The sequence below is a fragment of the Pseudoalteromonas sp. McH1-7 genome (genome assembly GCF_013366255.1).
GTDB classification, from domain to species: domain Bacteria; phylum Pseudomonadota; class Gammaproteobacteria; order Enterobacterales; family Alteromonadaceae; genus Pseudoalteromonas; species Pseudoalteromonas peptidolytica.
This window is the reverse complement of the sequence record NZ_JABWPQ010000009.1, coordinates 88,305-100,603: the sequence shown is the minus strand read 5'-3', so window position 1 is coordinate 100,603 and position 12,299 is coordinate 88,305. Positions and strand designations below refer to the sequence as shown.

At 44.0% G+C, this 12,299-nt stretch carries 11 protein-coding genes; 5 read left to right on the top strand and 6 right to left on the bottom strand.

Annotation, left to right across the window (positions count from 1 at the left end):
* The first annotated feature begins 55 nt into the window (after nucleotides 1-55).
* From purH to HUZ36_RS08395, 4 genes are all read left to right on the top strand, one after another.
* Nucleotides 56-1,642, top strand: coding sequence for a bifunctional phosphoribosylaminoimidazolecarboxamide formyltransferase/IMP cyclohydrolase (purH, locus tag HUZ36_RS08410; RefSeq protein WP_125252109.1), 1,587 nt, complete (start codon nucleotides 56-58; stop codon nucleotides 1,640-1,642).
* A 100-nt stretch (nucleotides 1,643-1,742) separates the two neighbouring features.
* Nucleotides 1,743-2,579, top strand: coding sequence for a class I SAM-dependent methyltransferase (locus HUZ36_RS08405; RefSeq protein WP_128731179.1), 837 nt, complete (start codon nucleotides 1,743-1,745; stop codon nucleotides 2,577-2,579).
* A gap of 15 nt (nucleotides 2,580-2,594) precedes the next feature.
* A complete protein-coding gene (gene purD / locus HUZ36_RS08400) occupies nucleotides 2,595-3,878 on the top strand; it encodes a phosphoribosylamine--glycine ligase (RefSeq protein ID WP_176032577.1) in 1,284 nt (427 codons plus the stop codon).
* 113 nt (nucleotides 3,879-3,991) lie between these two features.
* Nucleotides 3,992-4,813 (top strand): DUF2797 domain-containing protein, encoded by an 822-nt coding sequence (locus tag HUZ36_RS08395; RefSeq protein ID WP_125252112.1) that lies wholly within the window; start codon nucleotides 3,992-3,994, stop codon nucleotides 4,811-4,813.
* Here the strand turns inward: HUZ36_RS08395 and HUZ36_RS08390 are convergent.
* On the bottom strand, nucleotides 4,786-7,302 hold the full coding sequence (locus tag HUZ36_RS08390; RefSeq protein WP_147389910.1) for an EAL domain-containing protein: 2,517 nt from the start codon (nucleotides 7,300-7,302) through the stop codon (nucleotides 4,786-4,788). The two genes, HUZ36_RS08395 and HUZ36_RS08390, sit on opposite strands and share 28 nt — an antisense overlap.
* A gap of 76 nt (nucleotides 7,303-7,378) precedes the next feature.
* On the opposite strand from HUZ36_RS08390, the gene HUZ36_RS08385 reads away from it, so the two are divergent.
* On the top strand, nucleotides 7,379-7,672 hold the full coding sequence (locus tag HUZ36_RS08385; RefSeq protein WP_128731177.1) for a DUF4144 family protein: 294 nt from the start codon (nucleotides 7,379-7,381) through the stop codon (nucleotides 7,670-7,672).
* On the opposite strand, the gene HUZ36_RS08380 is transcribed toward HUZ36_RS08385, so the two are convergent.
* The 5 genes from HUZ36_RS08380 to HUZ36_RS08360 form a co-directional block, all read right to left on the bottom strand.
* Entirely contained in the window at nucleotides 7,664-8,593 is a 930-nt protein-coding gene (locus HUZ36_RS08380; protein ID WP_176032576.1) for a histone deacetylase family protein, read from the bottom strand. The two genes, HUZ36_RS08385 and HUZ36_RS08380, sit on opposite strands and share 9 nt — an antisense overlap.
* Before the next feature lie 105 nt (nucleotides 8,594-8,698).
* A complete protein-coding gene (locus HUZ36_RS08375; protein WP_176032575.1) occupies nucleotides 8,699-10,267 on the bottom strand; it encodes a serine hydrolase in 1,569 nt (522 codons plus the stop codon).
* 57 nt (nucleotides 10,268-10,324) lie between these two features.
* Entirely contained in the window at nucleotides 10,325-10,837 is a 513-nt protein-coding gene (locus tag HUZ36_RS08370) for a gamma-glutamylcyclotransferase family protein (RefSeq protein ID WP_128731174.1), read from the bottom strand.
* A complete protein-coding gene (locus tag HUZ36_RS08365) occupies nucleotides 10,837-11,460 on the bottom strand; it encodes a LysE family translocator (RefSeq protein WP_176032574.1) in 624 nt (207 codons plus the stop codon). Before HUZ36_RS08365 ends, HUZ36_RS08370 begins: the two co-directional genes overlap by 1 nt.
* Nucleotides 11,444-12,232, bottom strand: a complete 789-nt coding sequence (locus HUZ36_RS08360) for a hypothetical protein (RefSeq protein WP_128731172.1) — start codon at nucleotides 12,230-12,232, stop codon at nucleotides 11,444-11,446. The genes HUZ36_RS08365 and HUZ36_RS08360 overlap by 17 nt, the downstream gene beginning before the upstream one ends.
* Nucleotides 12,233-12,299 lie beyond the last annotated feature (67 nt).

Genomic DNA, 12,299 nt, shown 5'->3' with positions numbered 1-12,299 from the left:
AATACCGGCTTTCTAAGCTAGCCCTTAACTAATCATTGAGGAAACCTGAACCATCATGGATATACATCGTCCAATTCGTCGCGCCCTTCTAAGCGTGTCAGATAAAACCGGTATCGTTGAATTCGCAGCAGCTTTAGAAGCTCAAGGCGTGGAAATTCTATCAACTGGCGGTACTTGCAAACTACTTGCAGAAAATGGCATTAAAGTAACAGAAGTATCTGATTACACAGGCCACCCAGAGATCATGGATGGTCGCGTGAAAACGCTTCACCCCAAAGTGCATGGCGGTATTCTCGGACGTCGCGGTCAAGATGAAGACGTAATGACCGAAAACAATATCTCAGCAATCGATATGGTAGTAGTCAACTTATACCCCTTCGCACAAACGGTTGCGAAAGCTGACTGTAGCCTAGAAGATGCAATCGAAAACATAGATATTGGTGGCCCGACTATGGTTCGCGCTGCAGCTAAGAACCACAAAGACGTGACCATTGTTGTCAATGCGAGTGACTATGGCCGAATCATTGAAGAAATGAAGGCAAACACAGGCTCTACGACATACAAGACACGTTTTGACCTTGCTATTGCCGCCTATGAGCATACCGCCCAGTATGACGGTATGATTGCAAACTACTTCGGCAAAATGGTTCCTGATTATACTGAGGAAGCCTCTGAAGAGACTAAATTCCCACGTACTATCAATATGCAGTTCACGAAGAAACAAGATATGCGCTACGGTGAAAACTCTCACCAAGATGCCGCTTTCTATGTTGAGAACAATATCGAAGAAGCATCTGTAGCAACCGCTAAGCAGCTGCAAGGTAAGGCACTATCTTACAATAATATCGCAGATACCGATGCCGCACTTGAGTGTGTGAAAGAGTTTGATAAACCAGCTTGTGTTATCGTAAAACATGCAAATCCTTGTGGCGTTGCTGTAGATGAGACAATCTTGGCAGCCTATGACCGCGCCTTTAAAACCGACCCAACCTCTGCTTTCGGTGGCATCATCGCATTCAACCGTGAGTTGGATGGTGACACAGCAGAAGCGATTGTTGCTCGTCAATTTGTTGAAGTAATTATTGCCCCGAGTATTTCAGAAGAAGCAGCGCAAATTGTTGCTGCAAAGAAAAATGTTCGCCTGCTTGAATGCGGCCAATGGTCTACTAAGACCACAGGCACTGACATCAAACGTGTTAATGGTGGTATCTTAGTACAAGATCGTGATCAAGGCATGGTTGGCTTGGAAGACCTGAAGGTAGTTTCAAAACGCCAACCGACCGAACAAGAGCTAAAAGATCTATTATTCTGCTGGAAAGTCGCTAAGTTTGTTAAGTCAAATGCGATTGTTTATGCCCGTGACGGTATGACAATCGGTGTAGGTGCAGGTCAAATGAGTCGCGTTTACTCAGCTAAGATAGCTGGGATCAAAGCCGCAGATGAGAACTTAGAAGTACCAGGTTCAGTGATGGCATCTGATGCTTTTTTCCCATTCCGCGATGGTATAGACGCCGCCGCAGCTGCGGGTATTACCGCAGTTATCCAACCGGGTGGCTCTATGCGTGACGAAGAAGTGATAGCCGCCGCAGATGAAGCGGGAATGGCCATGGTATTCACCGGAATGCGCCACTTCCGCCATTAATCAATAAAGCGCGAAACTGATGAGTTTCGCGCTTTTTGTTTCAGCTAATTTCCAGTATTCTGGCTACAGCATGATCATAACAGAATGAAGGAAACTAACGATGAATCTAAGTATGAAACCTCTTATCGCTGCTGCCGTGTTTACGACTCTTGTAGGCTGTAACGCGACAGAATCAAACTCAAACCAAGCAGTACCAAGCGCAATTGCAACAGCCGTTGCCAACGACAATCGTGCAGAGAAAAACACAGCTCGCGATCAATATAGAAACCCAAGTGAAACGCTTGCTTTTTTTGGTATTGAACCTGCTATGACTGTGGTAGAGATTGCCCCAGGCGGTGGTTGGTATAGCGAAATCTTAGCACCTCTTGTTCAAGGCAAAGGCACATACTACGCAGCGCATTTCCCTGCTGATTCAGATGTTGGTTACTATCAACGTTCATTAAAAAGCTACCAAGAAAAAGTGGCAACCAACCCAGATTACAGTGAAGTTAAGATCACCGAGTTTGCACCAATTACACATAGTAATATTGCACCAGCAGGCAGCGCCGATGTGGTACTAACCTTCCGTAATGTCCATAACTGGTACATGGGTAAAGGTGATGAAGGTGTGCTTAGCGCATTCAATGCTTTTAACAAAGCCCTGAAACCTGGTGGTATTTTAGGTGTAGTTGAACACCGTCTACCAGAGCACCGTGATACTGAAGACCAAAAGTCTTCTGGTTACATGAAGCAAAGTTATGTTATCGATATAGCCAAAAAGGCTGGATTTGAGCTGATTGCAAGTAGTGAAATTAACGCAAACCCATTGGATAGTGCAAACCATCCTAAAGGGGTATGGACGCTACCTCCACGCTTGGCGCTTGGTGATGAGAAAGCCGCGCAATATAAAGCGATTGGAGAAAGCGACCGCATGACCTTAAAATTCAAAAAGCTTTAATAGGAAAATTTCGCCATGAATGTACTCGTCATTGGCAGCGGTGGACGTGAGCACGCGCTTGCATTCAAAGCCGCACAAAATCCATCTGTAAAAACTGTTTTTGTCGCACCTGGTAACGCAGGTACAGCGCTTGAACCTAAGCTTGAAAATGTTGCTATCGGTGTTGAAGATATCGATGCTTTGGTCGCATTTGCTAAAGAAAACAATGTGCAATTGACTATTGTTGGTCCTGAAGCGCCATTAGTTATTGGTGTTGTTGACCGATTCCGTGAAGAAGGCCTAGCTATTTTTGGCCCGACACAAGCGGCAGCACAACTGGAAGGCTCAAAGTCGTTCACTAAGGACTTTTTAGCACGCCACCACATTCCAACAGCGGCATATCAGACTTTTGAAGAGATAGAGCCTGCGCTTGCTTACTTAAAGGCACAAGGCGCACCTATTGTTGTCAAGGCTGATGGCCTTGCTGCTGGTAAAGGAGTCATCGTGGCTATGACCGAAGCGGAGGCGGAAGAAGCTATTCGCGATATGCTGGCGGGTAATGCCTTTGGTGAAGCCGGTAGTCGCGTTGTTATCGAGGAGTTTTTAGAAGGTGAAGAGGCCTCTTTTATCGTCATGGTTGACGGTAAAAATGTACTCCCTTTTGCCACCAGCCAAGATCATAAACGCGCCTATGACGGCGATAAAGGTCCAAATACCGGTGGTATGGGAGCCTACTCTCCAGCGCCGGTGGTCACACCGGACATTCATGATCGTATCATGGCTGAAGTGATCAACCCGACGGTTGAAGGGATGGCAAAAGAAGGTCACCCATATACAGGCTTTCTTTACGCTGGTTTGATGATCACAGCTGACGGCACTCCCAAAGTTATCGAGTATAACTGCCGCTTTGGCGACCCAGAAACACAACCAATTATGTTACGTCTTCAATCAGATTTAGTTGAGCTGATTGAGGCGGCTAACCGAGAAGAACTGGATCAAACAGCAATTGAATTCGATCCACGAGCTGCGGTTGGCGTTGTACTTGCTGCTAAAGGGTATCCTGGTAGTTACCCGAAAGGAGATGCTATATCAGGCCTACAGGTAAGTTATCCTGAAGGTGAAAAAGTATTCCATGCCGGTACTAAACAAGATGGCGAACACGTTGTGACTGCTGGTGGTCGAGTTCTATGTGCAACCGCACTTGGATATACGGTAACTGAAGCACAAAAACGTGCCTACTCTCTAGTGAAAGATATTCACTGGGAAGGTGTGGAATACCGTACCGACATTGCATATCGCGCGATCGCACGTGAAAGCTAATTCACGTTAAGCTTTGCTAGGCCAGCTATTGCTGGCCTTTTTAGTTTATGTACTTCGTTCACCTTGATTTGCTATGGTATCCTACCCTTTTATGAGCATTTTTAGGGGCAAAGATGCAAGTACAAGGTACACTCAGCAAGTTAAAATCTACGCTTGTTGAACCTATTCAATATCAATTACCGGTTGGGGATAACTTAGTATCACTTAATGATTACTTCGGAAAACCCATCACGCTAACCTTCACTGGCAATATATTTTGTAGTAATTGTGGTAAAAAAACCAAAAAGAGTTATTCCCAAGGGCACTGCTATGTGTGCATGAAAAAGCTCGCAAGCTGCGACATGTGTATTATGAAGCCTGAAACTTGCCACTTCGATCAAGGCACCTGTAGAGAGCCAAAGTGGGGGGAAGAAAACTGCATGATCCCACACTATGTCTATTTAGCGAATACTTCAGGACTAAAGGTTGGGATTACTCGCCATACACAAATACCAACGCGCTGGATAGATCAAGGCGCGACGCAAGCATTACCGATTTTTAAAGTGCAGACCCGTCATCAGTCAGGGTTAGTGGAAGTAGCACTGGCGCAGTTTATTGCTGATAAAACTAACTGGCGTAATATGCTCAAAGGGATCAACCCTGAAGTAGACCTCAAGGCAGAAGCCGCTAAGCTTATTCCACAGATCCAAACCAAACTCGATGAGCTGGCCGAACTCTTTGGCGCGACAGCTATTGAAGTGCTAGATGAAGAGGTGGTCGACCTCACTTTCCCTGTGGAGCAACATCCGAGCAAAATCACTTCATTTAACTTTGACAAGGATCCCGTGGTATCTGGTGTACTTGAGGGGATCAAAGGTCAGTACCTGCTTTTTGATAACGGCGTGATCAACATCCGTAAGTTTAGCTCCTACGAGATCACCTTCTCTGACGAGTAAAACGCCTGCCAGTCGTCTTCTGTAAGCGGTTTACAGAAGACATACCCCTGAATAGTATGACAGCCTAGCTTACGTAGATAACGCTTTTGTACTGGCTTTTCTACTCCCTCTGCAACAACTTGTAAATTAAGTGCTTTAGCCATAGCAACAATTGCCGCAACAATCTCACTATTACCATACTCATCAGGCACTTTTGCAATAAAGCTAGCATCAATTTTGAGTATATCTATAGGGAGTTTAGCTAAGTAGCTCAATGCGGAATAACCAGTGCCAAAATCATCAATTGCTAGCTTTACACCAAGCTCTTTGAGCTTTTTCAAGGTGTATTTCGCCTCCAATAAATTACCAATAAAGCTATTCTCAGTGAGCTCTAACTCCAAATACTTCCCTTCGACATTGTGTTTTTTTAATGCTTGGGCGACACATTGATAAAGATCCCCCTGAGTGACATGTGACGCCGAAATGTTAATCGCTAAGCGCCTTATCTCCATTCCAGCTTGTTGCCATTTAGCTAAGTGCTGGCAAGCCTTATCTATTACCCATTGGTCAAGACGGATTATTAGCCCAAGCTCTTCTGCCAGTGGAATAAACTGGGCCGGTGATATAACGCCCAAGTTTGGGTCACGCCAGCGTAGCAAACACTCAACACTGGAGATGCGACTGCTAGTTAAACATTGCAATGGCTGAAAATGCAGCTCAAACTCACCATTTTCCAAGGCGTTTTGAAAACGACTGAGCATAGATAAACGCTCAAATGAACGTGCATTCATCGACGCTTCGAATAACTGGAAGGAATTACGCCCGACTTCTTTGGAGCGATACATAGCAACATCGGCATGCTTCAATAAAGTTTCGGTATCATGGCCATCCTCGGGGTAAATAGCCGCCCCCATCGAGGCCGTCGCAGCGACCTGCATATCACCAAGTTGAAAAGGGTGCGACAACGCCATTAAGATTTGATCTGCAAACTCAATGACCTCCGACATACCGTTCACTTCGCTCAGTAGCACGACAAATTCATCACCACCAAGTCGCGCCAACGTGTCCCCTTCATTCAAAATAGACTTTATCCGCTCACTAACCTGTACTAATAACTCATCTCCAGCGCTGTGGCCAAGAGAGTCGTTCACTTCCTTAAAGCGGTCTAAATCTATAAACATCACGCTAAGCTTTTGCTTGTAGCGGTGTGCGGATGCCAACGCCATAGAAAGTCTATCGTAGAATAAGCGACGATTAGGCAACCCGGTCAATTCATCAAAATAAGCCAAACGAGCAATTTTTTCTTCTGCATTTTTTCGCTCCGTAATATCGCTAAAAATGGCGGCGTAGAGCATGTCGTCACTGTAAGGCTCTCTGATCTCAATAATCGTGAGCCATTCAACATAGATTTCACCGCTCTTTTTACGATTGCATATCTCGCCTTGCCATACCCCTGTTTCTCTGAGCGTTTGCCACATACTCTGGTAGTAAGATTCATCATGTAAGCCAGAGCTTAATATACTGGGATTTTTGCCAAGCACTTCGTAATCTTTATAACCGGTTAGCGCACTGAATGCCGGATTGATCTGAATAATTTCGCCCGAACTTTTGGTGATCATGATGCCATCCAAAGAGGCATCAATGATACGATTGGCAAGATATAAATTCTTCTCAGATTTTTGCAGTGCAATATCTCGCTGCACCAATACCTTCTCTAATTCACTGCAATACGCAGTTTCAATTTCAGTTAGTACATTCTTCAGTGCTAATAAGCCAATAACTTTTTGAGATTCGGGACAAGTGACAACTAGATGCCGAATAGAATTTACCGTCATCATGCGGTAGGCATCAAATAAACTATCCTTTGGGGTCATTGCCAGCATCGGGTAACTTGCCAAATTCCAACATGGTTGACGCCAATCGGGGTTGAGAATGATGTAGGCAATATCTCGTTGGGTGATGATCCCATATTCATGTAAAGCATGATTATATACCAGCACCGCAGTGAGCTTTAATTCACACATGCTACTAATCACATCAGAAACGCAATCCTGGCTGTCTAACACGACAATATTTGAATCAAAGTGTTGCTCAATTGGCCGAAAGTGCAGGTAATGGTCTAGTCCTTGGCTGCGAACAATATCCGACAACGACACCACACCACAAGGAATATTATCAAGGTCAATGACTAATAGATGGCGGATCCCCAGCTGATGAAACTTAACAGTGGCTTCGCTCAATGTTTTATCTATCTGAATTTTTTGTACCGGAGAGGTCATCACAGATTTGATAGGTACTTGAGCAAAATTTGGATCATTAAAGTCGAGCTTAACGCAATCGGACTCAGTCCAAATACCGATAATATCATCAGCACGAGTAACAAAAATAGAACTCACTCGGTTTGCTTGCATTTGTGCAACCGCATCATGAAGACTCGTTTGCTCATCGCAACATAACAAGCTATTGGTAAATACTTCTTTGATCTGTAACTGACGTGAATCACCAACCATAAGCACACTCTCGCAATATTATTCCAATTTGAAGTATACTGAGCGTCGCTGTTGATAACTTGACCTTGAACAAATAATGACGATAAAAAATTATCCAATCCTACTGGTATTAGACCAAAGTATAGAGCTTATTGAGGATGATAAAGCGCTATCAGACTCTATTCATATGCTTGATGACGCCACCAAGAGCAATGCCGTCGTTATCGCATCGAATGGCAGTTGTACCAATTTACAGGGGCATGTGGTTGATACCATAGAGCTGCCTGATTTAACCAGTTTAGTGCAACAGTACCTTATTGACGAAGGACAATGTTGTGTTAGTAAAATACAATTGCAGAGTGTTCAGCAAGCTTTTGCGTTACTAAAGTAATTCACCCTCTTCTACTAACGCTTTGATGTGCGTCACGGCACTACGGCCAAGTGAAGACAGATCGTATCCACCTTCTAAGTAGGAGATAATACCTAAGCAGTGTTGTGATTTTGCTAACGCAACAACTTGTTCAGTAAACCATTGATAGTCCTGCTCAACTAGTTTTAGTCCTCCCATATCATCTTCAAGATGACCATCAAATCCGGCACTAATAAAGATAAGCTGTGGTCTAAATGTTCCTAGTTTTGGTAGCCACTGCTGTTGAAATAATGCTTTTAAATCATTGCCATCAGCACCTGCTGCCAATGGAGAGTTAATTAAGCTTTGATGGTTTTCAATCGCGGTATTAGGATAGAATGGATACTGAAATAGTGAACAAAACAGAATGCTAGGATCGTCTTTGAAAATATCTTGAGTACCATTGCCATGGTGCACATCAATATCTAAAATTGCAATCCGCTCAACCCCCTTGGCTTTTGCGTAAGCCGCAGCAATGGCGACATTATTAAAGACACAGAACCCAGAGGAAGTACTTTGATTAGCATGGTGTCCTGGCGGCCTTACCGCGCAAAATGCGGCATCGAGATTACCAGCAATAACTTCGTCTACCGCTAATATTCCAGCACCAACAGCACGCTCAATTGCTTTTAGCGAGTCAGGGCACAGCCATGTATCACCGTCTAATGACGCCAGTCCTTCATTCGGGATCTTGTCTATCACCTCTTTAATCATGGCTTGATCATGCACCAAGGCATAATGCGAGGTGTCAGCTTTAATTGCGGCTTTATGTTCTACGGCTATATCTAATCCAGAGGCCAGTAGCCTATCCGATATCGCATCTAATCTGGCCGGACATTCGGGATGTTCCTCTGTCATTTTATGCTTGCGGCAATAAGGGTGGGTGATAATTGCAGTACGCATCGTAGAATACATCCTCGCTTAGTGTATGACTCTGTTGAGTCCAGTCATTGCTCCTTTTGACTATATCAAAGCCACCTCTTAGTGGCTTTGATACTTTGGTATATCCTAATGCGCTGCAGGCGCAGCCTTAGCCTTTAATTCAAGGTTGTGAAAATCAAAACTAAAATCGGTGATTTGAGGGTTTACAAATTCCATTTCAGCTGACTCTACGCGTTGTGATTTATTAATAGTAAAGTTGATATAGGCGTCAGCCTCAAGTAACGGCTCATCCCAGCGTACCACAAAAGTATTGCCACTGAGATGCTCAAGCTTTCCTTTTAGCCGTTTAGTGTGCGTAAAATCAATTCGCAGTACATTATCAAGTTGCTCTATTATCACATCACCGTACCATGAGCTTACCAAAGTTCCGGTGTAATTTTGCAACGGCAATGATGGCTGCGGCGCCGTTACTTTGGCAATGCCTGCTTTGGCGTACTTTTCTTGCTGAGCTTTAAAATAGTCATCAGCAATAAGGTTGACCCAATCTTTATCTTCTAACCCTAGGGCATCCTCAAATACTTCATTAATAATCGCTGATAACGCAGCATACTTTTGCTGATTTGACAGTACAACAACACCCAGCTTCTTCTCTGGGATCATTGCAACCTGAGAGACCATGCCTAAAATACCGCCGCCGTGGCCTACTTTTTTATAACCGAAATAATCTTCAATCGCCCAGCCTAAGCCATAACCTCTAAACTGCTGGTGATAAAATGATGCCGCTTTTTTGGCTGGTATTCGTGTTATATGAGGGTGCCACATTTGTACTTGCTGAGCAGCTGAAAATAATTGCTCGCCGGATGGCAGCTGCCCACCAGCTAACTGAGTTTGTAGCCACTTTGTCATATCATCGACATTGGACGCAATGGCACCCGCCCCTCGAAAATCTTCAAGATAGTTAACAAAAAATGGCGTCAATTTACCCGACATAGGAATATGTCCCGTTGCCCAGTTCGTGTTATCTGATGGGATCCGAGAAAACCCTGCTTTGGAATCATCCATCTCCAATTTATTGAACATTTCTTGCTCAACAAAGTCGCGCCAGTTTTTACCACTCACTCGACTGACAACTTCACCGGCTACCACAAACATGAGATTGTTGTAGGCGTATTGACTGCGAAAGCTGGAATCTGGTTTAAGGTGTGAGATACCAGCAAGTAGTTCAGGCATGGTTTTATCTGTATCAGGCCAGATCATTAAATCTCCGGCCCCTAAACCTAACCCGCTGCGGTGACTTAATAAGTCGCGAATGGTCATTTCTCGAGTGACATAGCTATCGTAAAGCTTAAACTCAGGAATATGCTGAACAACTTTATCATCCCAGCTTAATTTTCCCTGATCAACCAACATTGCCAGTGCTGCGGCAGTAAAAGCTTTGGTATTAGATGCGATCCCAAAAAGCGTATCAGCATTGACGTTAGCAAGCTTGTGTAAATGTGTGACCCCAAAGCCTTTGGTCATCACAACTTTGCCATCTTCAACAATACCTATCGCTAAACCCGGTATATTGAACCGCTTCATCGCTTCTTCGACGGCACTTTCCACATCTTGTAAATTTACAGCTGCACTTGCAGGCGGTGTCAGTATACTTGCAGCAACCAAACCAGTTGTGATGAGCCATTGTTTTATTTTCATTACTATTCCTTGGATTTATTACAGCTCAACCATTTAAATGCGAGCGTGAACTTTATATTAATCGCAGCGTGACTGATAAATCGCTAACTCTTGTTTTTGTCTATCTTTATTTTCATCAATCCTATGGGGCTGCTGTAATATAACGTTTTGATATTCAGATGGAAAGTGATGTTCTTTGCTCCCTTCAAGTACGTGCTGAACATACCAATCAAAAGGCAACTCATCATCAATAAAGGTATTGGCAATGTAGCACCAAGCCTCCACAACGCTACCATTTTGCATTACGACAGGTACACTGCGGCAGTCATAGCGCTCGCCTTCAATTTCATCCAAACGTCGCTTCTCTTGCAGGTTCAGCGTGTATAACACCCCATAAACTCGACTGTTAAGTCCTGAGCATGGCACGATATTGCACTTTGCTGAGCCATCTGTACTTAACATATCAAAGGTCAACCGATACCCGTTTAGCACGCCAGTTCCCAATAGCTCAGCTTCAGGCAATCGTGATAATAACCGAGCCGTGGACATATTCGAACCAAAGCTAAAATTAATTATGTTTTTGTCATTCATTACACCACCAGCCTTATTGCGAGTAATAACATGATCACACCGATCCCGCGATCAAACCAATGTCCAGCTAGCTGAAAAAAGTGCCTGACATTTTTTTTTGATAAAATAACAGCCAGTAAAGAGAACCATAACCAAGTTGCCAACGCCATGTATATGCCATAAAACAGCTGCACACTACTTGGAGTACTTGGCTCTATGACCAAAGTAAAAAGCGATAAAAAGAACAGCGTCGCCTTTGGGTTCAGCGCATTAACTAAAAAGCCACGCTTCAACGCATTCCAATTAGACTCAGTAACAGTGTGCTCAGTCATATTTTCATGCTCTGAACTGGGTTTTGCATATCGCAACGCTTGGACACCAAGATAAGCCAGATATAGCGCGGCTATATATTTCACTACTGTGAACAAGGTTTCAGATTGAGATAGCAGTAACGCTACGCCCAATAAGCAATAACTGACATGTACTAAAATACCCAAGCCAACCCCAAAACTTGTCCAAAGCGCATTTGCTCTACCTTGCTGTACACTTTGCTTGAGCACTATCGCAAAATCAGGACCTGGGCTTGCTACTGCAAAAAAGTGAGCAAGCGCGATTATGATAAATTCATCAAGATAAGCGGGCATGAACATGTTCCTGTAAAGCAAGTAAGTCTATACGCTCAGAGCTATCCATCATCATCTTAATTTGCTTCTTGGCTTTTTTAAACTGGCCGACCAAATGTGGTTTGAGATGTTTATGACCATCCTTTGCACCTTTAAAATGGCACACCAAGGCGTGGACGAATATGCTTTGCTGCTCAGTCAGTGCTGCCTGACGATTTGCGTACTGATTATAACAAGAGCCACACCCTCCCCTAAAGTGATACACCGTATTAGAAACCATCACGCCAAAACCAAAAAAACCGGCAAGCACATCACTTGCAGCATCCAGCTGTTCCTGCCCTCCCGGCGGTAATACTCCCCGCTGTAAAATCAGTACCTTTGCTAGCACCCCAGCTAGGCTCGCAACAAGATCCTGTGGCTGATTAATTTGATTCGGATTATAAGACACCGCTATCGGAGTTGAAGCCTCTGAAATGACAGCTTGATCACCACGCCACCGCCCAGCTACCTGCAATTTTGCCATATGCGTCGTTTGCATTTGTGCTGGCGATACCAGATGAATTGGCCATTTTTGTAAACCTGCATATGACTTTACTCGGGAAAAAACAACAGCAGCCATTTCTTCAATACTCGAAACAGGATCGGGGAAAAAGTGTGGGGTCGGTGTAATAATCTGCGTGTCGCTTAAAAAGTATTCTCCATCAAAGTGTTCAAATGCCCAAATAAAGGTATCGACCAACCACTGAGTTTCTTCTTCACTGAGTAACGGGGAGAATTTAAATAAGGACAGCATGCTAATAATTCACTCTTTTGTGGAATAACCCCAGATAAATAGCATAAACTCTACGACTAATGCAAAA

Bases quoted from the DNA above. Each gene is read 5' to 3' on its own strand.
- purH (WP_125252109.1), top strand. From the start codon at position 56: ATGGATATACATCGTCCAATTCGTCGCGCCCTTCTAAGCGTGTCAGAT.
- HUZ36_RS08405 (WP_128731179.1), top strand. From the start codon at position 1,743: ATGAATCTAAGTATGAAACCTCTTATCGCTGCTGCCGTGTTTACGACT.
- purD (WP_176032577.1), top strand. From the start codon at position 2,595: ATGAATGTACTCGTCATTGGCAGCGGTGGACGTGAGCACGCGCTTGCA.
- HUZ36_RS08395 (WP_125252112.1), top strand. From the start codon at position 3,992: ATGCAAGTACAAGGTACACTCAGCAAGTTAAAATCTACGCTTGTTGAA.
- HUZ36_RS08390 (WP_147389910.1), bottom strand. From the start codon at position 7,302: ATGGTTGGTGATTCACGTCAGTTACAGATCAAAGAAGTATTTACCAAT.
- HUZ36_RS08385 (WP_128731177.1), top strand. From the start codon at position 7,379: ATGACGATAAAAAATTATCCAATCCTACTGGTATTAGACCAAAGTATA.
- HUZ36_RS08380 (WP_176032576.1), bottom strand. From the start codon at position 8,593: ATGCGTACTGCAATTATCACCCACCCTTATTGCCGCAAGCATAAAATG.
- HUZ36_RS08375 (WP_176032575.1), bottom strand. From the start codon at position 10,267: ATGAAAATAAAACAATGGCTCATCACAACTGGTTTGGTTGCTGCAAGT.
- HUZ36_RS08370 (WP_128731174.1), bottom strand. From the start codon at position 10,837: ATGAATGACAAAAACATAATTAATTTTAGCTTTGGTTCGAATATGTCC.
- HUZ36_RS08365 (WP_176032574.1), bottom strand. From the start codon at position 11,460: ATGCCCGCTTATCTTGATGAATTTATCATAATCGCGCTTGCTCACTTT.
- HUZ36_RS08360 (WP_128731172.1), bottom strand. From the start codon at position 12,232: ATGCTGTCCTTATTTAAATTCTCCCCGTTACTCAGTGAAGAAGAAACT.